The organism is Arcobacter suis CECT 7833 (genome assembly GCF_003544815.1).
GTDB lineage: Bacteria > Campylobacterota > Campylobacteria > Campylobacterales > Arcobacteraceae > Aliarcobacter > Aliarcobacter suis.
This window is the reverse complement of record NZ_CP032100.1, coordinates 863,110-882,290: the sequence shown is the minus strand read 5'-3', so window position 1 is coordinate 882,290 and position 19,181 is coordinate 863,110. Positions and strand designations below refer to the sequence as shown.

The following is a 19,181-nucleotide window of genomic DNA, read 5'->3' as shown; positions in this document are numbered from 1 at the left end:
CACTACTCCTCGATTTCAATATGTTCTACATCAAAGTAAAGTAATTGAAGTGATTTAACAGCTTCATTAATCTCTCTTAATGACTCTATTTTTTCTTTTTTGCTAAGTTTTTTATCTTTTAAAGATGATTTGATTTTCCCCCAAGCTTCATTTGATTCTTGCATTGCGTTATCTGCATCTTCAAGAACTTCATTGATTGGTATATCTTTAGTGTTAATATCAAGTTTTTTAAGTTCAAAACCATGTTTTAAAGCAAAATATTCCAAAGTAGAAAAATCACCAGTTAATTCAAGATGATGATTCCATTCAGTAACTGTAATATCGTTTTCTGTGGATGGTTTTAGTTTTTGTTCAAGTGTTCCATGAGATAAACCCATTTCATTTGCTGATTCTTCAGGTGTAAAATTATTGCTTTTTCTATCTTTATTAAAAGCTTTTCTAAAAGCAGCTAAAAATCTAGGGTCCTTAGGTTGTTTGTTTAATACATAATCTCTTTGTGCCATTACATTTCCTTTTCATTTGGTAATTGTTTTATATTTTGAGTACTTGATATACTGTCATTAACGTAAGATTTAATATCTTTCCATGCTTCAAAAGGAATGTTAAAAAGTTCATTCATTTTTATCGCATATTCAATCTTTGGCTTAGTCTTTCCACTAAACCATTGGCTAACCGCAGAATGGCTAATGTTCAATTCTTTTGATATTGTGTTAACTTTAATTTCTTTCATTCTGAAATAGTAAGTTATTCTTACTTACAGTTAGTTTAAATAGGAAGTTATACTTACATTATATATGTTAGTATTACTTACATTGCAAAAAGGCGTTTAATTGGATAATTTTGGTGATAGACTAAAAAAAGCAAGAAATGATAAAAATTTATCACAAGAGATGTTAGGTAAATTGATTGGTGTAACAAGGAATGCAATTACTAATTATGAAAAGAATAGTAATACTCCAACTTATGAAAATATGAAAAAATTATCTTTAATACTTGGTTTAGATTTAAGCAGTCAAGAAAAAAATGTTAAATTTATTCCAATCACAGGCACTGCATCTTGTGGTGTATTAGAAAATAATTGTTTACAAGAAGAAAATCTAAAAACTTATATACAAGAAGATGAATGGAACAAAAATCTATATGCAGTGATTGCATGCGGTGATAGCATGGCAACAGAAATATATGATGGAGACAGAGCAATAATAGATCCATTTGTAAAAGTGCAAAATGGTGATATGGTTTATTATAGAATTGATGATGAAAGTGCAATAAAAGTTTTTTTTGAAGATAATGAAAACTATTTAATAAATTTTATACCTTATAATGTTAGTGAAAATTTTAAAATAAAAACTATTAGAAAAGATGATAAATTAATAATGGATAAGTTAATATATCATAAGGTAGTTCATGTAGTAAGTTCTAAAAAAAATAATAGAGCTGCTAGACTAAAAATTATAGGTCGATAACTTGGGCTTCAAATATTAAAACAAAGAGGAAAATGCATGGATTTTATTGAAAAATTAAATATATTAGCTCAAAGAATTAGTAGTCTAAAAGATAATGTATTGACTGAAGAGGCAACAAAACACTCTTTTATTATGCCATTTATTAGTACATTGGGTTATGATGTATTTGATCCAACTGTTGTAGTTCCTGAATTTACAGCTGATATAAGTAAAAAGAAAAATGAAAAAGTTGATTATGCGATTATGTATGGGGGAAATCCCTTAATTCTTATAGAAGCTAAATCTCATACTGAAAATTTAAATAATCATGCTACTCAACTTGAAAGGTATTTTACTGTTACAGAAAGTAAATTTGCTATTTTAACAAATGGGATAGAGTACAGATTTTTTACAGATTTAGAAAAACCAAATAAAATGGATCCTGTTCCTTTTTTTATTTTTAATATGTTAAATTTAAAAGATAGAGATATACGAGAACTTGATAAATTTAAAAGTGTAAATTTTGATGTTAATAAGATACTTACAAGTGCTGAAACTAAAAAATACATTACTGGTATAAAGAATATTTTTAAAGAAGAAGCAAAAGAACCTTCAGAAGAATTTATTCGTATTTTTGCATCAAAACTTGCATCAAAACCCCTTAGACAAAATATTATAGAAGAGTTCAAAGCATATGTCAAAACTGCTTTTTCTGAAATTATTTCAGATATGGCTCAAGATAAAATAAATTCATTAAAATCTAAACTGAATGTTGAAATAAATAGTGAACAAGAAGAAGTAATTGAAGAAGACAATAATGGTATCGAAACAACAGAAGAAGAACTTCAGGGATTTTTTATCATCAAATCAATATTAGCTGAAAAAACACAATTAAATCGAATTTTCGCAAGAGATACTAAAAGTTATTTTGGTGTTTTATTAGATGATAATAATAGAAAATGGATTTGCAGATTACTATTCAATACAAAACAAAAGTATTTAGTTTTACATATAGAAGATAAAAAAGAAGAAAAATTTGCAATTGAAAATATAGAAGATATTTATAAATATAAAAATGAAATACTAGCTGTTGTGGATAGATTACACAATGAAAAAATATAGTTTTTTTATTCCTTTTCTAATATTATTTTTTGTAGGTTGTACAATAAAACCTATGGAAGTTGATTTAGGTACTAATCATTTTAATAATCAAGCTCCTTTGAATATTAATATTAAAACAATATATATAGAAAAAGTTGAAAAAGAAATAAAAGTTGATTATACAGGCTTTGGTGATTCACAAATACCAATACAGACAAAAGAATCAACTGCTAGTGTAGTTGAAAAAGATATGAAAGAATACTTTTCTAAATTAGTATTTAATTCAAATTCTAATAGAACTTTGGTTGTTACAATAAAAGAAGCAACTCCTTATTGGATTTTTTCAACAGCTAATAAAATACCTGTAGTTGGTGTATTTTCTGCTGGAATGGATACGGATTATTCTCTAAATCTAAATGTGTTATTTGAAATAGAAGAAAATGGAAAAGTAATAAATTCATATTCATATAGTGATGTAATTACAATAAAAAACAGTGCTTCTTTTGAAGAAGATATTAAAAAAGGATATCAAAAACTTATTAAAAGTTATAGAAATGTATTTTTTAATGAGTTAGAAAGTAAATTTCTAAAAAGATATTTATAATATAAATATTTCTATTAAAAAAAAGGCTAGATATTAATATCTAGCCTTTTTTTATGTCTAATTTTTCCCGTGGGAAAATAAATCACTATCAAAACTTCAAATAAAGATAATAGAAAAAATAAATTTATGTAAGTAAGTCTTACTATTTTAATATTTATTTAAGTAAGTATATCTTACTATTTCAAAACAAGCATATCAAAAACGATATAAGTTCTTTGAAAGAATCATTTTTCTATCCCATTGTTCAAACCCACTAAAAAAACAAATTCATTTATTTGTTTGATACGAAAATCAAAGCGTAAGTGGTATCAGTTGCCCTAGAGGTTAATAACTGATTTGAGTTTATTGAGGTCATGTGCTGCATACCAAGAAAAGAAAATGCAGGAACTATTTATACAAAAGAGCAATAATCTAAATAAACCAACAAAAAGAGAAAGGGTTGTCTTTTTGAGTATTTTTATTTTATTTTTGTAATTACTAATCAAAAATCCGTTTGATTAGTTTGGTGAAAGTTGCTCTTTTTTATGAGTAGTCATAATTAGAATTGGAGGGAATATGCAAAAAGGCAAATGTATATGTGGCAAAAAGATTGATAAATATTTAAATCAATCAAATAGTATGAGAGCTGATGGCTCCATATATGTTTATGAGGGTGAAAGTCCAAAATCTTGGCAAATATTTAGATGTAAACAATGTAAAAAAGTAATAAGTGAAACTTTTATTGGTAAGGAGATAGAACAATGAGTGCAATTGAAAACCCAAAAACCCAAGCAAAAACCCAAGAAGAACTCTTCAAGTACCCTATTTTTAAAACAATCAAAGAGCTGCTATAAGAGATTGAAAATCTTGAAGTTAAAAAGTTAATTAACAAATAAATCATTGGTGCAAAGACTCAAGCCAATGATTTATTATTCTTCCTGTGATTATTTTTGAATTGCTTAAATTGAGTCAAACCCTCTAATAAAAACTTTTTGAACCCAACATCAAGTTTGATTTGCATTAGTCGCTCGAAAGAGTTTATCCCATTCGTTTCGGTTAGCCATCTGATAGTCAGCATCAGGTGGCTTTTTTAATGTGTAAATTACATATATAAAGTGTGATTTCCATATTAAAAAATTAAAGGAAAAATATGAAAGCAGATAAAAATTTATTAAAAAAAGAAAAAGAATTATTAGGTAATAACTTACCTGAAATTGCACAGAGTTGGAACTCTTATTTAGGCCTAAAACTTACTCCAAAAGATGTGGCAATGATGTTATCTTTTAAAGAAGAAATAAAAGTAAAAGTCATTCAAGATAGATTGAATGACTTAAAAGAAAAAACTGGTTTTTTAATCAATAATGACTTACAAGAAGTATATAACACATATAAAATATATAAGAATTTATCAGATAGAGATAAAAAAAATTATTTATTTATTGCCACAAATTATGATGAATATTTAAGCTTATAAATAGGAGTTTAATATGATTGGTTTATTTGAGAAGCCAACCTTTGCAGGTGAAATAATGGTTGCGAGAAAAAATGCAATGAACATATATAACACAAAAATTGATGCTTTAGCGGATGGAATAACTGTAGGTTTGCCAAAATTTACAAAACAAGAAAGACTTGATCATTATTGTAAAAAATTGCAATGTGTTTGGGAAATATATTTTGATAAGAAGGGTTGAGAATGAACAAGCTTTATATTGGTAATGAACAAACTATTTACAGCCTAACAAGTGGAAAAGAAATAGTTTTAACAAATCTAGAATTAGAAGAACTATTACAAAGTTATGATGAATACCATGAGTTGAAAATTGAAAATAAGAGATATGAAGATAGAGAAAAAGATTATAGATATGATATTTCTCTTTTACATACAAAAATAAAAATCATAGGTTATGTTGAAAGAATTATTAATGAATTTAATAATCATCCATTCAGTGCAAATTCAAAAGTTATTTATAAAGATAAAGAGTATGAAGTTTTAAGTGTAAATTTTGAAGAAAAACTAATCCAACTACAAAATGAAGATTGGGTTAGATGTGAAAGTTGTCAAATAATATAAAATAGGAATAATAAATGAAAAAAGTAATAACAATAGCACACACAAAAGGTGGTGTTGGTAAATCAACTCTTGCATGGAACTTGGCTCACTCACTTCATGCAGCTGGTGAAGTAGTAAGAATTGTTGATTTAGATTTTCAACAAACACTATTTTTTATAAATGCAATTGCTGAAATGAACAATGAAGCAACTATTGAAGTATTACAGCCACAAACTGGAAGTGAACTTTTAGAGATTATTGAAGAGAATCATGGATATTTAATTATTGATGTTGGTGGATTTGATTCAGACATCAACAGAATTGCACTTTCAAGAGCAGATAAGATACTTGTTCCAATAAGTCCAAGCATTACAGAGGTAATAGGTTTTAAAACCTTTGAAGCGATTATAGAAGATATAAATGCTACTTCAATAAATATGGTTTTAAATAATATCCATCCACTACAAAAAGATTTTACAGAGATTGAAAAAGTAGTAAATAAAAGTGGTGCAAAACTTCTAAAAACAATTATTAGAAGTAGGAAAACATATAAAGATGTTTTAGCTTTAGGTAAATCAGTATTTACATATACAGATTTAAAAGCAAGGGATGAAATTGAAAGATTAAAAGATGAGCTTATTGGCTGATTTTCATAATCACTTAAATGAATATACAAAAGAAGATTTAATACTTGGAATAATGGAAATTGATTTTAGAAAAAGAATTCTTATGAAACTTCCAATAATTAAATATAACAGAATGTGTGATGAAGCAGTAAAAGTAAGTAATCAAGCACAAGAGTATATGAATGAAAAAAAATTTAGATTGGCCAGTGAATACTTTAAAAAATCACAGAAGATTTTTGAAGATGCAAACAAATTTATAGATAGGGTTAATAATGGAAACAATCTTCCCTAAAAAAAGTATTAGAAATATGCTTCATTGTTTAGGTATTTCTCATACAAGTACAAATGATTATATGCAACCAAATAAAAGATATAACCCCTACCCCACTTCATATAGAAATCATTATCAAGTAAGTCAAGATGATGAATGGGATAAATTAGTAGAACTGGGATATGCAACATTTCAAGTAAATGGATTAAATTTGCCTTATTATAGAGTAACTATTGAAGGTAAAGAATATTTAAAAAGCTTAGGCTATAAATGGCATGAGGAAGGCTAAAAATGTTATCTAATTTAGACAAAATTACAGCTGGGAAAGTAAGAACTTCAGGAATCACTGCTTTCAATGAACTTGTAATTACAAAAGTTTACCCAAACCCAAATCAACCAAGAAAACAATTTGATGATATTGAAGAACTTGCAGCAAACATCAAAGAGCATGGTTTACTTCAACCAATAACAGTTGTTAAAAAAGATGATGGTTATATGATTGTAAGTGGTGAGAGAAGATATAAAGCTCATTTACACAATGAAGCTAAAACTATCATGGCTTTGATACTTACATCAAGTGATGAACAAGTAGAAGAACTAACACTAATTGAGAATATTCAAAGAAGTGATTTAACAGATTTTGAAGTAGCAAAATATATTTGTAAACTTTGGGATTCAGGAAGATATGCGAAAAAATCAGATTTAGCAAACAGAATTGGTAAAAAAGATAGTTTTGTAAGTAAAGCTTTTGGTTCTTTAAAACTTGATACTGAAATACTTAAAGATATAGAAGAAAAGAAAATAAATATTCCAATCTCTGTTATGGATGAAATTGCAAGAGTTGGGGATGCAGATACTCAAAAAAAGGTTTATGAGAAATACAATAATAAAGAAATTACCAGGGATGAGATTAAGGATTTTAAAGAACCTATTTCTCTAAAAAGTGAATATTTTGGAGCTTTTAAGTTTATTTGTCATTATTTTACAAAAGTAAATTTAGATATTTTATTAGGTGGTAAGCCCCCATTTCATTCTTTGAATTTAAATAAAACTTACCATTGCATAATTGAAAAAGTTAATAGAGAACAAGAAAGAATTCAATCAAATGATGAGTTGAGATTTACATTAAAAACTGGTAAGAAGGAATTAGAATCTTTAAAAGAATTAGGTGATGATTGGATTAAAATATCAAATAATCTTTTAGAGAATAAAATCTATAGATTTTGGATAGAACTATCAACAGTTCAAGAAGAAATAAAAAAAGAACCTATAAATCACACATTAGAAAGATTTGAAGATGCAGATAATGATTTAGTTGAACAAGCAAAAAGTTTTACTAAAAATTTCCCGAGGAAAAAAAGTTTTTCTGAACAATTAGATGAAGCTAATAAGCTAGAAAATAAATTTACTCAACTTATTAATGATGGCTATAGAGATTATAATTCAGAAATAAAAATAAATAATGAATATGAACGAATAATTTATAGATTAATTTTACAAAAAAGCCCTAAAGAGGTTGATAATAAGGTTAATAAAATTAATGCATGTATCAGTAATAAAGATGGATATACTCAAAAATTATCAGCGGAACGAATATTTTTGTCTTCAGATGGATGCAGTATAACTTTAGATAATAGATATGATGAAATCATATTTAATTTATCAAAAGAAAATCTTGAGTTGAGAAAAGAGATTGAAGAGTTAAAACAAAACAAACCTACTCCAAAAGAAAAAGCACCATTAAAAGATGATGAACCAAAAGAAATAAAGCTTTTAGAACTAAATGAAAATGATGTGTATATAGAATATATGGATAATGAATCTGAACATATCTCATATAACAAAGCAAAAACTTTAATTAAAAATTCTAAAAAAGAATATATAAAATATGAGAATACAGGAAGTGAAAAAGCTTGTAATTTTTTAAATACTCTTCCAAAAGATATATTAAAAACTGGTGGGTATTTGAAAAAACAATATAAGTTTTAATCCCCCTCATCTTGACTAGAAAAAATCAAAGGGAAACTATAATGACAAAAATAGCATTAAATGAATTAGATGATGTAGAAAAAGTTGAATGTGTAGAAATAAGAGTTTGTACAAGAACAAGAGCTTGTAAATGGAAAGGTACTTATCCACAACTTGCATTAAAAAAGAAAGATGAAGTTGAACAAGAACATATTTGTCCTAAATGTGGAAATAATGAATTTTACATTGAATATATGCCGTTGTATAAATATAAAAAGAATTATGTAGATATGACGAAAGCATTACATAAACCAAGCCCTATTTTATAGGCTATTAATACAAAAAAATAATATAGGATGACATAAACATGACAAAAGAACAAGAAGCAATAAAAGAACTTAAAGAAAATGGTTTTACTGTTGTTAAAAAGTACTTGTCACGATGGAGTGATAAAAAATGAAAGATAAAATAGTAGATGAATTTACTTATGATATAAAAATACCTGGTGAAAGTAAATCTTTAACTGAAAAGTTTCAAACAAATGAATTTATTCTCTTTGGTTTTGTTCCTGAAAAAGGTTGGGTAAAAGTTTTTTATCAATCAATAGGTTTACTTGACAAATATAAATTAGTTAGAAAAAAAGTTTTCCCAGTAGTTTGGATTTGTGGGAATTGTGCTTATTTTGTGAATGGAGCTTGTATTCATCCAAATAGCAGAGATAATTGTGGAGATAATGATTCTGATAGAAAATGCTATCACAATGGCTTTGTTTCTGTTCCATACAATTGGGATTCTTATAATTGTGGTGAAAAAGAGAGGTTTAGGCTTCATAAAACTATTGAGAGAATTAAATGCTAAATTTTGTAAAAAAACTGACAAATAATGATTTTTCAGGTCTAGTAAAAGAGTATGAGGTAATACATATGTTTCATATGTGTACAGGTGAGGTAAAAAAAACTTTTGATTCAAAAGATAAGTTAGATAAATATATTGAACAATATGAAATTGATCATGAAGGTGATACTAATAGTTCAATTGAAATTAGAAAGGTTAAATATGAGTAAACTTGAAGATTCAAAAATATTAGCAGAAATTATTGCTAAACAAACTGGAAAAGTTGTACTTGATACAGAAGAAGCTGCTCAAATTTTAGGAGTATCAAAAAGAACTCTTGAAGATGATAGAGCAGCAGCTATTGGTATTCCATTTACAAGACTAAATAATAAACCCCAAGGAAAACCACTCTATTCTATTATTGCAATTGCAAAACAGATTATTGAAAATGAAACTAAAACTATTTAATTTTAAAAGCTAACTGCTTTACACTATCTTTTGCACTATCAGGGCTTAATTTAGCATATCTGATAGTTTGACTTATATCTGCATGGTCCATTAATCTCATAATAGTATAAATAGGCGTTCCTTGGATTGCAAGTAAACTTGCAAAGGTATGCCTTAAGCTATGAATTACAACTCTTCTTTTTGTATCAGCTTCATCAATCCCCTCATTAAACTGCTCTAATAGTGGCTGTAAATTTCTACCAATTACAGATCTCACAATTTCATTTGGTGTTCCACTAACTATATAATCAACTGGTCTTAACTCTTTCATTCTATCTTCAATTAATTTTTTCCAATTTTGATGTAAAAATCCTGTATATGTTCTATTTGCTTTATGATTCTTAATGAGGATAGTATCTTGCTGTAAATTTATGTCTGCTTTAGATATTGTCATTACACTTCTAAGTCTTGCACCTGTACTCAAAGATAAAGCTACAAAGAGTTTAATTCTATAAGTTACTTCATCATCACCTTTTCTATTTTCTATTGACTCCCAAAGTTTTTCTATTTCATCTAAATCCAAATATCTTTCTCTATCATTATCAACTTTTTCTCTTTGAAGCTTTGCATTGTGAGCAGGATTTTTAATATCTAAATCATGATTTGTTTTCATGTAATTGTAAACTGTACTAATAATATCTAGCCAATCATTTAATGTTTTTGAAGAATAAGGTCTTTTAGTTTTTGCACTTATTAAAGTTTTTGATTTTCTCTTAAAATCTTCTAACATTTCAATTGAAATATCATCTAACTTATGATTTCCAAAAGTTGGTTTTACATGAAGCTTATATCTATTTATCTGATTATTTGTATCACTCTTCCCTTCAATCTTTTTTACATACATTTCAAAAGCTTCATCAAAAGTTGGAATAATTTTTTTATTCATAGGTGCATCTTCTTTTAACCTATCAATTGAAGTTCTTTTAGATCTAATCTTACTAGCATAAGCTGCTGTGATTCCCTCTTTGCTTGAACCTATCTTTTCCCTATTTAATTTACTCTTTATTTTGTATGTGATATAAAATATTCTTTCATTACTTTTTGTATCACGATAATATACACCTGTAAACTTAGTTGGAGTCATAAAAAGCCTTGATTTTTTTGTTACCTATTTGTAACCTAAGTTTACAATTAATTGTTTTTAAATGTGGTTAAATGTGATATTAGTATTTTGACAAGTTGATTAGTAAGCACGATTTCATAGTATATATAGGCTATTTTTGGGAGTTATAGAAAAGATTGTTTTTTTATTGTAAAAAGGAAGGTACACCAGTAGAAGTATCAGTAGCTGAATAAGCACTAAACACTACTGTATCGAAAAGGCAAGAGGTTTTTATCTCTTGCCTTTTTTATGTTTGACACCTATTTGACACCTAGATTAAAATTTTTATTATTCAATTGTTTTTGTATGTAAATTAAATTCACTATCATATGGAGAATATTTAGGCAAATTTTTATATGTTCCATCAATTATTGATTTTTTTATCTCTAATAATATATATAAATATTTATCTTCTATTAGATCATTATTGTGATAAGAAGCAAATAGGAAAGGTGGTCTTGGAACTACACACTTATCAATATCTTTATTTGGCTGTCCAAAAATTTCATCATAAATATTTTTTTCAATTGATAGTTTAAAAATCTCAAAATAAATTATTAGCCATTTATATTCTATTAAACTTTCTTCTAAGATCAACCACTTATTATCAATATTATAAAAAATATATAATAATAATTTTTTATCAGGTTTTTTATTAAAATATTCAATAATATCATAATTATCTAAGTTCTTTTCCGTAAATTCATTTAGAATTAGATTTTCAATATTATAGATATTTACATCTTTATTGTTGAATAATGTAGTAAATAAAGCTTTTGAACCTTCATTTGAAACAATATAATGCATTAAGCTACGATATAAACTAGAAAAATAATTATCAGCATAAGAAATTTTATATGGCTTCTCATTATTAATCAAAAATGTATTTAATTCATTTTCACTAAAACATAACTCTAGTAATAAAATTATAGGTCTATTTTGATTTTTCCAATTATAATAAGTTTTATCTGATATATCTAATATTTTTTTTATAGCTTCTTTCAATTTTATTCCTTATTAATTTTTATAATTATAGCTTAAAAATGTAAATAATACAATTTTATCTATTTTTTATGAGTTTTAATGTAAAAATGCTTGACTAATCAAATTATTTTTGTATATAATACATTTTATATGCATATTAATACTTTTAAATGTAAATATTACATTTAATTGTTAATATTTATTGTTCTTTAAAATCATAATGTCCAAGGGTAGTCCTCACCATAAGAGGGTAAAGGATTGTGGAACAGCCTGATTAATCAAAAGTTCAAATTAAAAAATTAATCATAAAGAAATGGAGAATTCTATGAAAGATGAAATTATAGAAAAATATTTAAATGACATAAATGAGTTAGGTTTTGAAAAAACTCTAACACTTGATAGTAATGATGTAGCAAAAATATTAAGAGTCCAATCTAGAACAATTGTAAATTGGGCAAAAGAAAATATTGGTCCTAAATGTAAAAAAATAGGAAAATCATACATTTATACTAAAAGAGACATAGCTGAATTTTTAGCTCAAAACTAGGAATATAAAATGAATGAATATGAAACATTATCAAAATTGCTTTTTGAAAAATTTGGAAAAGTTACTCTTGATGAAGATGAAACATCTACTGTCGTTGGATGTAGCAATAAAGCTCTACAAAAAGATAGATCAGAAGCAAGAGGTATTCCATATACAAGAAGTAATGGAAAAGAACGAGGACAAATTATGTACTCAATCACTGCAATTGCAAAACATTTGATTGATAATCAGATGAAAACAATATGAAACTCCCTCTTAAAAGACTTTGGTGAGTATAACTAAGAGAGAGCCAATTAAAGCACTTAAGGTTCTAATTGACTAGCATTATAACACAAATACTAATCAATTATTTAATATAACAATTACTATAAAAGGATATTTATGTCTTCTGACAAAAGAAAAGAAGGTGTCAAATAATCCAAGTTCTATAGCTCCTGGTTGGTGTTACTCTTCAAGACAATCGATTGCTGATATTTTCGGGATTAGTAAAAGAAGTGTGCAAAGAGCAATTAATGAACTTTTTGAAAAGGAACTCTTAACGATAAATGCTGAAACTAATTTTTTAAGGACAACTCAAAAATGGTTCGATGAATTTGTCCAATATCAAATGCTCAAAAATGTACAAATTACTAGGGGTGACAAATTGTCATAGGGTATGACTTTTTGTCATTTCAAGGGTTGACAGATCAAACAGTTACTTTTGGTTCATATATATCAACTAGCTATGAGGTAACAAGTAATTACCTAAAAGATGGTATTCAATTATTAAAAGATTTTAATCCATTAACATACCAATTATCAAACAGTAAGGAATTAGAAGAAAAATATATATTAACTTTAACTAACTCAAGTTATAATATTATTAATAGAGAGATAATTGACACTTTAAAATATATTAGACTAAGAAGAAATCATTTTACTCATATTGCTGATAGTATTTCACCTTCCTTTTCAAGTTTAATTACGACTCAAGGTAATATTTTAAATAATTATTGGTCAGGAACAATTAATAGTCTTGATTTTACATCAACAAATATATTATCTTTTAAAGAAGAAGAGACAATAGATATCATTAAATTACTTAAAATTATTGTAGAACGAATTGATATAAATTTAATATCAAATTTATCAAAGGAAGGTATTATTACATATTTATCAAAAAAAGAATTTGAAAATAATCCTCAAAAGATAAATAGTGATGTAATAAAACAAAGAACTAAAAGAATATTAGTACTAAGCAAGCATGAATTTGGAATTACATTGTTAGAAAATGAAATTGAACCTATAGTAAAAGTAATAGGCACTAGATAAATATACAACAAAACACAGAGGAAGGACAAGTATAAAGAACGAGATTTTTGAGCTTTCAAGTGTCGAATAAGTAAAATTTAAAGACCAAACTATCAAGTCTTTTTGCCACTTGCCCTTCAGTTTAATTGTTCTAAAATCTCTTACGAGCAGTTTTTATTAAAGGTAAGCTTGTTCCAAAAAAGTTTAAGTTTTTGAACATACTCCAGGTACAGGTTGTTGAGCTTGTTTTTATAATTCATCTTTGTACCAATTTGTCAATCATTTTTGTGTCCTATTTCTTGTTGACGGATTATAATTTGTGTAGATCCAATACATTCCGTCTCCTTTTGTTTTTGGTCCTTCATTGTAATTAAGTCGGTCAATTGCACATGATATCTCTAAAAGCCTTTTCTTTTGAGGCTATTAGTGTTTGGAACATATAAGCCTTTACTTAAATCTTTCTCCCCCACTTAATCTTTTTTATTTTTTCAGTTGGAGCAGTTTTTTTATTATCCATTATTTATCTTTAATTTGATTTGAAGTTTTAAGAATTTTAAGATAAAAGTTATTAAAAAGAAGTATTTTTATATATTATATATAATTACATTATAAAATCCAAAAAGAGACACCATGAACAATTTATTAAATCAAACAAAGCTTATCATCTCAAAACATGCAATTCAAAGGAGAGAACATCAAAATCCTATTGATAAAGATATTCTAATAAATTTAGTAAAACAAATTGATGATAAATTTACTATTTTTTTGCTGAATATTTTTTATCACTATTTAATAAAAATTCTCCATTTTTTTTCTCGCTTTCTAATTCATAAAACAAGTTATTTTTTTCGTCAATTTTTGGCGTATAGTTCTTTTTTAAATTAAAATAAAATGTTTGATTTTCTTTCCAATTTATTAAGGGTTTATCATATAAAGTGTTATATTTTGAAGATAATAAATCTCTCTAGTTGAGAACATATTTTGTACTATTTTCTAATTAAAGTAAATTAAAACTGTTTTTATAAAATCTTTATTTTTATCTTTATATATTGATAAATAATTGATAGATTTTGATTTAGAATAAACCTATAATAAAATTAAAGGATTTATATGTCTTATGGAAATATAACAATGGTGAGCATAATAGGTATTTTAGTTGTAATTCTAATTTATAAATTAATAAAAACTTATAATAAAGATGAAGAATAAAGATGAGTTACAAATACAATATTATGTAGCACTTGCACAAGAAAAAATCTCTAAAATTTACTAAATTCTTTCTATTTTCTCAAATTTAAAGGATACTTAATTATGGCTGATTCTCATGTTATTTCTGAGTTGCTTAAAAAAAAGAGCTGATTATGATATTTCTAGTATTAAACCAGTTATAAAATGTCATATTCATTAAAAAATGATAATAGTTAATAAAATTAAATTTTTTTTACATTTTTATAAATATAATCTTGAATTAAAGATATATCAACATCAATTGAAAACTTAATAATCATTCAACATATTGATTTATTAATCAAATTAAAAATGATTCTAAAAACTTTTTAATTAAGTCTAATTTTTATATTAATACCATTATAACCTTATGTTTCAAAATATATTAATTCATTAAAAAGTAATAGTACGAAGAAATATTTTAATATTTAAAAAAATTTAGACTATAACCTATCAAAATAACTTTGGATAAATTATGTATGATGATGCAATAACTTTTTGAACAAAGATAAATCAAAAAAACTATCGTTCCGTAACTGGACATTTCCCAAGTGATAAAAATAATAGAACTATAGGTTTTGAATCCTTACTTGAAAAAATACTTTTTCTTTCTTTAGAATTTTAATGAAATCAAAAGATTATTATTGAAACTATATTAAATAGCATGTGCCATAATAAATTGGGATAAAGGATTTACAGTTTATTCAAGAAGTATAATATTAAATCTTGATTTTTTCTTGACATCATTGCCGAATTATTTGAGATTTTCTTGACTTATTACGGAGTACAATACCACTTGAAATCTATTTTATGTGGAGTCAAACATGATGTTTGAAATAATCGCAGGCGCAACGCTTGCAATAATGTTGCTTATTTACTTCATTTACTCTCTTGTAAAGATTGAGGAGCTATAAATGGAAGAATTAGACATGGTATTATTTGCGTTATTCGCAATCTTGGTGGTCATTTTTGGCTTTTTTCTTGGTAATTATATTTACAAGATTTTTGATGGTAAACAAACATTTTTAGATCCAATTGTATCTCCGATTGAAAATATTTTATTTCGTATCAGTGGTATTGATTCTAAAAAATCACAAAGTTTCAAAGAGTACACTGTTTCACTGATGGTGTTTAATATTCTTGGAATTTTTGCTTTATTTTTTATGTTATTTTTTCAAAATGTGTTTCCGCTTAATCCACAAAATTTCTCGAATTTAAGTTGGCATTTAGCACTCAATACAGCCATTAGTTTTGTTACTAATACAAACTGGCAAAGTTATGGTGGTGAAAGTACGATGAGCTACTTTTCACAAATGGTCGGGTTAAGTATTCAAAACTTCCTTTCCGCAGCTACTGGTGCTGCAGTGGCAGTAGCTCTTATGCGTGGTTTAACGGGTAGAGGAATTGGCAATTTTTATGTTGATATGACTAAAACAACATTACGTTTGTTATTGCCAATTGCGCTGATTTGTGCAGTCTTTTTCGTGTCACAAGGGGTAATTCAGACTTTAGCACCGTATATTGATGTAACTACAATAGAAGGAGCAAAACAAACTTTGGCAATGGGTCCTGTTGCAAGTCAAGAGGCAATTAAGCTGCTTGGGACTAACGGTGGCGGATTTTTCAATGTCAACAGTGCCCATCCTTTTGAGAATCCGAATGAATTGACTAATTTTATACAAATATTTTCAATCTTTTTAATTCCTGTCGCATTGTTGTTTACATATGGTAAATTTGCAGGTAACCGTCGAGAGGGGATTGCTATTTTTGGGGCGATGACACTGTTGTTTGCGCTAACGCTGGGTGGTACGTACTATGCTGAATCGCAGGGAAATGCGATGCTGAGCTCTTTGGGTGTTGAAAATGGACCAAGTATGGAAGGGAAAGAAGTTCGGTTTGCTTTAGGTGCATCGAGTCTATTTGCAACGGTTACGACAGCGGCATCATGTGGTGCAGTTAACTCTATGCATGACAGTTATTCGCCTCTTGCTGGTGGGACAATGATGCTTCAGATGATGGTTGGAGAGGTTATCTTTGGTGGGGTCGGTGCAGGATTTTACGCAATGATAGTTTATGTACTCCTTTCAATGTTTATGATCGGTCTAATGGTTGGAAAAACACCTATGTATTTGGGTAAAAAGATTGAAGCTTATGAGATTAAAGCTGTTATCATCGCTTTATTGCTTCCATCGATGGCAATTTTGGGATTTTCGGCAATTGCGGCGAATTATGCCGATGGACTAGCAGGCTTAAACAACGCTGGACCGCATGGTTTGGGAGAAATTCTCTATGCTTACACATCTGCAGCTGCAAACAATGGAAGTGCATTTGCTGGACTTACAGCGAATACACCGTTCTATAACATTACGTTGGCTATTGCGATGTTTATTGGTCGTTTCGGGGTAATCATTCCAATGATTGCAATTGCTGTGAGTATGTCGAACAAAAAAACGTATGCTCTATCTTCTGGTTCAGTGAAAAGTGATAATACGACGTTTACCATCTTTTTGGCGTTTACCATTCTAATTTTGGGAGCGTTGACATTTTTACCAGCATTAACGTTTACAGCGATTGCAGAGCATGTACTTATGCTATCTGGCAAGATATATTAAGGAAAAAATATGAAAGAAACAGTTCAAATTAATAATAACGCAATAATAAAAAATGCATTTAAAGAGTCGTTTATACGACTCAATCCTAAACATCAGATTAAAAATCCAGTCATCTTTGCCGTGACATTGTGCTCAGCATTTTGTACGGTTCTTTTTTGCACGGGAAATTTTGATTCTGCTGATTTTTGGTTTAACTTTCAGATCCTATTTTGGCTTTGGTTTACCGTCTTGTTCGCTAATTTCGCCGAAGCGTTGGCTGAGGGGAGAGGAAAAGCACAGGCATCGAGTTTACGTCAAACTCAAAGCAACTTGAAAGCCAATCGTCTTGTAGGTGATAAAACTGAATATATTGATGCATCATTACTAACTAAAGGTGATATTGTAATAGTAATGGCTGGTGAGTTAATCCCTATTGACGGTGAAGTAATTGAAGGGGTTGCAAGTGTCAACGAAAGTGCAATTACTGGAGAATCTGCACCAGTAATCCGTGAGAGCGGAGGAGACCGTAGTTCGGTTACAGGTGGGACTTCGGTTCTATCAGATTGGATTAAAATTCGTGTAACAGCAGCTAAGGGCGAGAGTTTTCTTGATAAAATGATTTTACTTGTCGAGGGTGCTAAACGTCAAAAAACTCCAAATGAAATTGCATTAAGTTTGATTCTTATCGGATTTAGTTTAATATTTTTGCTTTCAGTAGCGACATTACAGCCTTTGGTTGGATATTTTAATGGTTCCTTTTCATTGCTCGTACTTGCAGCGCTATTTGTTTGTCTTATACCGACAACCATTGGGGGATTACTTAGTGCTATCGGAATTGCTGGTATGGATAGACTACTACAAAAAAACGTTATTGCTACTAGTGGTAAAGCGGTTGAAACGGCGGGAGATATTTCTGTATTATTGCTTGACAAAACTGGAACTATTACATTCGGGAACCGTATGGCAAGTGAATTTTTTACTGTTGGCAATGTGAGTCAAGAAGAGCTACTTTCCTATGCAGTTCTTTCATCTAAAGCAGATGAAACACCTGAGGGACGTAGTATCGTGGCTCTTGCGGAAGCTATGAATGCAAAAACATTATTACTCGAAGGGAATGAAACATTAATCGCCTTTAGTGCTGATACTCGTTTGAGTGGTGTAAACATTGCTGATGTTCATATCCGAAAAGGGGCGATGGATTCAGTTGCTACATTTGTCGAGAACTATGGTGGAATGTTCGATGTTGAGTGTAGAGGAATCTGCGAAAAAATTGCTAAAGAGGGTGCTACACCACTTGTTATTGCGGTTAATGCAAAAATTTTGGGTGTAGTGATGTTAAAAGATATCGTAAAACCTGGGATTAAAACAAAGTTTGCGCAATTAAGATTAATGGGAATTAAAACGGTTATGATTACAGGGGATAATCCCCTTACTGCTGCCGCTATCGCAGCAGAAGCTGGAGTGGATGATTTTGTCGCAGAAGCGACTCCTGAGACCAAAATTCGTTTGATTCAGCAGTACCAAAAAGAGGGGCATCTAGTCGCAATGACTGGTGATGGCACTAATGATGCTCCTGCACTAGCACAAGCTGATGTTGGGCTTGCTATGAATAGTGGGACACAGTCAGCTAAAGAAGCTGCGAACATGATTGACCTCGATAGCAGCCCAACAAAACTGCTTGAAATTGTTGAAGTAGGAAAACAGCTTCTTTCGACGCGAGGAGCGTTAACAACGTTTAGTATTGCAAATGATGTGGCAAAATATTTTGCTGTCATTCCCGCTTTAGCTGTGATTATTTTTCCATCCTTATCGGTGCTTAATATCATGGACTTGACTAGCCCTAAAAGTGCAATACTCTCAGCGGTAATTTTCAATGCTCTTATTATTGTGGCACTAATACCTGTTGCATTACGAGGAGCAGCGTTTAAAGCCCAAAGTGAGGAGGCGGCACTACGACGTAACCTCGCTATTTATGGATTAGGGGGAATTATTACCCCATTTATAGGTATCAAATTAATCGATATGCTCATTAGTGCACTCGGTTTGGTTTAA

General features: G+C 28.4%; 23 protein-coding genes and 1 pseudogene. 20 read left to right on the top strand and 4 right to left on the bottom strand.

Annotated features, from left to right (window positions below):
- Positions 1-2: 2 nt before the first annotated feature.
- On the bottom strand, positions 3-503 hold the full coding sequence (locus tag ASUIS_RS04475) for a phage regulatory CII family protein (protein WP_118885879.1): 501 nt from the start codon (positions 501-503) through the stop codon (positions 3-5).
- Positions 503-730: a helix-turn-helix domain-containing protein gene (locus ASUIS_RS04470; protein WP_118885878.1), complete on the bottom strand. Its 228-nt coding sequence runs from the start codon at positions 728-730 to the stop codon at positions 503-505. Before ASUIS_RS04470 ends, ASUIS_RS04475 begins: the two co-directional genes overlap by 1 nt.
- 100 nt (positions 731-830) lie before the next feature.
- Between ASUIS_RS04470 and ASUIS_RS04465 the strand changes: the two genes are divergently transcribed.
- The 15 genes from ASUIS_RS04465 (at position 831) to ASUIS_RS04395 (ending at position 9,349) form a co-directional block, all read left to right on the top strand.
- Positions 831-1,466, top strand: coding sequence for a helix-turn-helix domain-containing protein (locus ASUIS_RS04465; protein WP_118885877.1), 636 nt, complete (start codon positions 831-833; stop codon positions 1,464-1,466).
- Positions 1,467-1,502: 36 nt separating this feature from the next.
- Positions 1,503-2,567, top strand: coding sequence for a type I restriction endonuclease (locus tag ASUIS_RS04460; RefSeq protein ID WP_118885876.1), 1,065 nt, complete (start codon positions 1,503-1,505; stop codon positions 2,565-2,567).
- Entirely contained in the window at positions 2,554-3,150 is a 597-nt protein-coding gene (locus ASUIS_RS04455) for a hypothetical protein (RefSeq protein ID WP_118885875.1), read from the top strand. The genes ASUIS_RS04460 and ASUIS_RS04455 overlap by 14 nt, the downstream gene beginning before the upstream one ends.
- Before the next feature lie 555 nt (positions 3,151-3,705).
- Positions 3,706-3,894 carry a hypothetical protein gene (locus ASUIS_RS04450; RefSeq protein ID WP_118885874.1) on the top strand — a complete coding sequence of 63 codons (189 nt, stop codon included), beginning with the start codon at positions 3,706-3,708 and terminating at the stop codon, positions 3,892-3,894.
- 385 nt (positions 3,895-4,279) lie between these two features.
- Positions 4,280-4,603 carry a hypothetical protein gene (locus tag ASUIS_RS04445; RefSeq protein ID WP_118885873.1) on the top strand — a complete coding sequence of 108 codons (324 nt, stop codon included), beginning with the start codon at positions 4,280-4,282 and terminating at the stop codon, positions 4,601-4,603.
- A gap of 13 nt (positions 4,604-4,616) precedes the next feature.
- On the top strand, positions 4,617-4,823 hold the full coding sequence (locus ASUIS_RS04440) for a hypothetical protein (RefSeq protein WP_118885872.1): 207 nt from the start codon (positions 4,617-4,619) through the stop codon (positions 4,821-4,823).
- Positions 4,824-4,825: 2 nt separating this feature from the next.
- The gene (locus ASUIS_RS04435) at positions 4,826-5,203 is read left to right on the top strand and encodes a hypothetical protein (RefSeq protein ID WP_118885871.1); all 378 of its coding nucleotides are present in this window, start codon (positions 4,826-4,828) and stop codon (positions 5,201-5,203) included.
- 14 nt (positions 5,204-5,217) lie between these two features.
- Complete coding sequence (locus tag ASUIS_RS04430; protein WP_118885870.1) at positions 5,218-5,829, top strand: ParA family protein; 612 nt, start codon at positions 5,218-5,220, stop codon at positions 5,827-5,829.
- A complete protein-coding gene (locus ASUIS_RS04425; protein ID WP_192894446.1) occupies positions 5,822-6,100 on the top strand; it encodes a hypothetical protein in 279 nt (92 codons plus the stop codon). The genes ASUIS_RS04430 and ASUIS_RS04425 overlap by 8 nt, the downstream gene beginning before the upstream one ends.
- The gene (locus tag ASUIS_RS04420) at positions 6,081-6,368 is read left to right on the top strand and encodes a hypothetical protein (RefSeq protein WP_118885868.1); all 288 of its coding nucleotides are present in this window, start codon (positions 6,081-6,083) and stop codon (positions 6,366-6,368) included. Before ASUIS_RS04425 ends, ASUIS_RS04420 begins: the two co-directional genes overlap by 20 nt.
- Positions 6,369-6,370: 2 nt before the next feature.
- Entirely contained in the window at positions 6,371-8,068 is a 1,698-nt protein-coding gene (locus tag ASUIS_RS04415) for a ParB/RepB/Spo0J family partition protein (protein WP_118885867.1), read from the top strand.
- Between the two features lie 41 nt (positions 8,069-8,109).
- Entirely contained in the window at positions 8,110-8,376 is a 267-nt protein-coding gene (locus ASUIS_RS04410; RefSeq protein WP_118885866.1) for a hypothetical protein, read from the top strand.
- Between the two features lie 127 nt (positions 8,377-8,503).
- Positions 8,504-8,905 carry a hypothetical protein gene (locus ASUIS_RS04405; protein WP_118885865.1) on the top strand — a complete coding sequence of 134 codons (402 nt, stop codon included), beginning with the start codon at positions 8,504-8,506 and terminating at the stop codon, positions 8,903-8,905.
- On the top strand, positions 8,899-9,111 hold the full coding sequence (locus tag ASUIS_RS04400) for a hypothetical protein (protein ID WP_118885864.1): 213 nt from the start codon (positions 8,899-8,901) through the stop codon (positions 9,109-9,111). The genes ASUIS_RS04405 and ASUIS_RS04400 overlap by 7 nt, the downstream gene beginning before the upstream one ends.
- Positions 9,104-9,349, top strand: a complete 246-nt coding sequence (locus ASUIS_RS04395; RefSeq protein ID WP_118885863.1) for a MerR family transcriptional regulator — start codon at positions 9,104-9,106, stop codon at positions 9,347-9,349. The genes ASUIS_RS04400 and ASUIS_RS04395 overlap by 8 nt, the downstream gene beginning before the upstream one ends.
- Here the strand turns inward: ASUIS_RS04395 and ASUIS_RS04390 are convergent.
- A complete protein-coding gene (locus ASUIS_RS04390) occupies positions 9,342-10,472 on the bottom strand; it encodes a tyrosine-type recombinase/integrase (protein ID WP_118885862.1) in 1,131 nt (376 codons plus the stop codon). The genes ASUIS_RS04395 and ASUIS_RS04390 overlap by 8 nt on opposite strands.
- Positions 10,473-10,778: 306 nt before the next feature.
- Positions 10,779-11,495: a hypothetical protein gene (locus ASUIS_RS04385; RefSeq protein WP_118885861.1), complete on the bottom strand. Its 717-nt coding sequence runs from the start codon at positions 11,493-11,495 to the stop codon at positions 10,779-10,781.
- Between the two features lie 304 nt (positions 11,496-11,799).
- Here ASUIS_RS04385 and ASUIS_RS04380 point away from each other — a divergent pair, with 304 nt between their 5' ends.
- From ASUIS_RS04380 to kdpB, 5 genes and pseudogenes are all read left to right on the top strand, one after another.
- Positions 11,800-12,021: a helix-turn-helix domain-containing protein gene (locus tag ASUIS_RS04380; RefSeq protein ID WP_192894445.1), complete on the top strand. Its 222-nt coding sequence runs from the start codon at positions 11,800-11,802 to the stop codon at positions 12,019-12,021.
- A 9-nt stretch (positions 12,022-12,030) separates the two neighbouring features.
- Positions 12,031-12,267 (top strand): hypothetical protein, encoded by a 237-nt coding sequence (locus ASUIS_RS04375; RefSeq protein WP_118885859.1) that lies wholly within the window; start codon positions 12,031-12,033, stop codon positions 12,265-12,267.
- A 417-nt stretch (positions 12,268-12,684) separates the two neighbouring features.
- Positions 12,685-13,332, top strand: coding sequence for a hypothetical protein (locus ASUIS_RS04365; RefSeq protein WP_118885857.1), 648 nt, complete (start codon positions 12,685-12,687; stop codon positions 13,330-13,332).
- 2,120 nt (positions 13,333-15,452) lie between these two features.
- A complete protein-coding gene (gene kdpA / locus ASUIS_RS04360; protein WP_118885856.1) occupies positions 15,453-17,150 on the top strand; it encodes a potassium-transporting ATPase subunit KdpA in 1,698 nt (565 codons plus the stop codon).
- A gap of 31 nt (positions 17,151-17,181) precedes the next feature.
- Positions 17,182-19,181 (top strand): annotated as a pseudogene (kdpB, locus tag ASUIS_RS04355) (potassium-transporting ATPase subunit KdpB).

Bases quoted from the DNA above. Each gene is read 5' to 3' on its own strand.
- ASUIS_RS04420 (WP_118885868.1), top strand. From the start codon at position 6,081: ATGGAAACAATCTTCCCTAAAAAAAGTATTAGAAATATGCTTCATTGT.
- ASUIS_RS04440 (WP_118885872.1), top strand. From the start codon at position 4,617: ATGATTGGTTTATTTGAGAAGCCAACCTTTGCAGGTGAAATAATGGTT.
- ASUIS_RS04435 (WP_118885871.1), top strand. From the start codon at position 4,826: ATGAACAAGCTTTATATTGGTAATGAACAAACTATTTACAGCCTAACA.
- ASUIS_RS04380 (WP_192894445.1), top strand. From the start codon at position 11,800: ATGAAAGATGAAATTATAGAAAAATATTTAAATGACATAAATGAGTTA.
- ASUIS_RS04405 (WP_118885865.1), top strand. From the start codon at position 8,504: ATGAAAGATAAAATAGTAGATGAATTTACTTATGATATAAAAATACCT.
- ASUIS_RS04375 (WP_118885859.1), top strand. From the start codon at position 12,031: ATGAATGAATATGAAACATTATCAAAATTGCTTTTTGAAAAATTTGGA.
- ASUIS_RS04445 (WP_118885873.1), top strand. From the start codon at position 4,280: ATGAAAGCAGATAAAAATTTATTAAAAAAAGAAAAAGAATTATTAGGT.
- ASUIS_RS04475 (WP_118885879.1), bottom strand. From the start codon at position 503: ATGGCACAAAGAGATTATGTATTAAACAAACAACCTAAGGACCCTAGA.
- ASUIS_RS04430 (WP_118885870.1), top strand. From the start codon at position 5,218: ATGAAAAAAGTAATAACAATAGCACACACAAAAGGTGGTGTTGGTAAA.
- ASUIS_RS04395 (WP_118885863.1), top strand. From the start codon at position 9,104: ATGAGTAAACTTGAAGATTCAAAAATATTAGCAGAAATTATTGCTAAA.
- ASUIS_RS04455 (WP_118885875.1), top strand. From the start codon at position 2,554: ATGAAAAAATATAGTTTTTTTATTCCTTTTCTAATATTATTTTTTGTA.
- ASUIS_RS04390 (WP_118885862.1), bottom strand. From the start codon at position 10,472: ATGACTCCAACTAAGTTTACAGGTGTATATTATCGTGATACAAAAAGT.
- ASUIS_RS04415 (WP_118885867.1), top strand. From the start codon at position 6,371: ATGTTATCTAATTTAGACAAAATTACAGCTGGGAAAGTAAGAACTTCA.
- ASUIS_RS04460 (WP_118885876.1), top strand. From the start codon at position 1,503: ATGGATTTTATTGAAAAATTAAATATATTAGCTCAAAGAATTAGTAGT.
- ASUIS_RS04400 (WP_118885864.1), top strand. From the start codon at position 8,899: ATGCTAAATTTTGTAAAAAAACTGACAAATAATGATTTTTCAGGTCTA.
- ASUIS_RS04450 (WP_118885874.1), top strand. From the start codon at position 3,706: ATGCAAAAAGGCAAATGTATATGTGGCAAAAAGATTGATAAATATTTA.
- kdpA (WP_118885856.1), top strand. From the start codon at position 15,453: ATGGAAGAATTAGACATGGTATTATTTGCGTTATTCGCAATCTTGGTG.
- ASUIS_RS04470 (WP_118885878.1), bottom strand. From the start codon at position 730: ATGAAAGAAATTAAAGTTAACACAATATCAAAAGAATTGAACATTAGC.
- ASUIS_RS04410 (WP_118885866.1), top strand. From the start codon at position 8,110: ATGACAAAAATAGCATTAAATGAATTAGATGATGTAGAAAAAGTTGAA.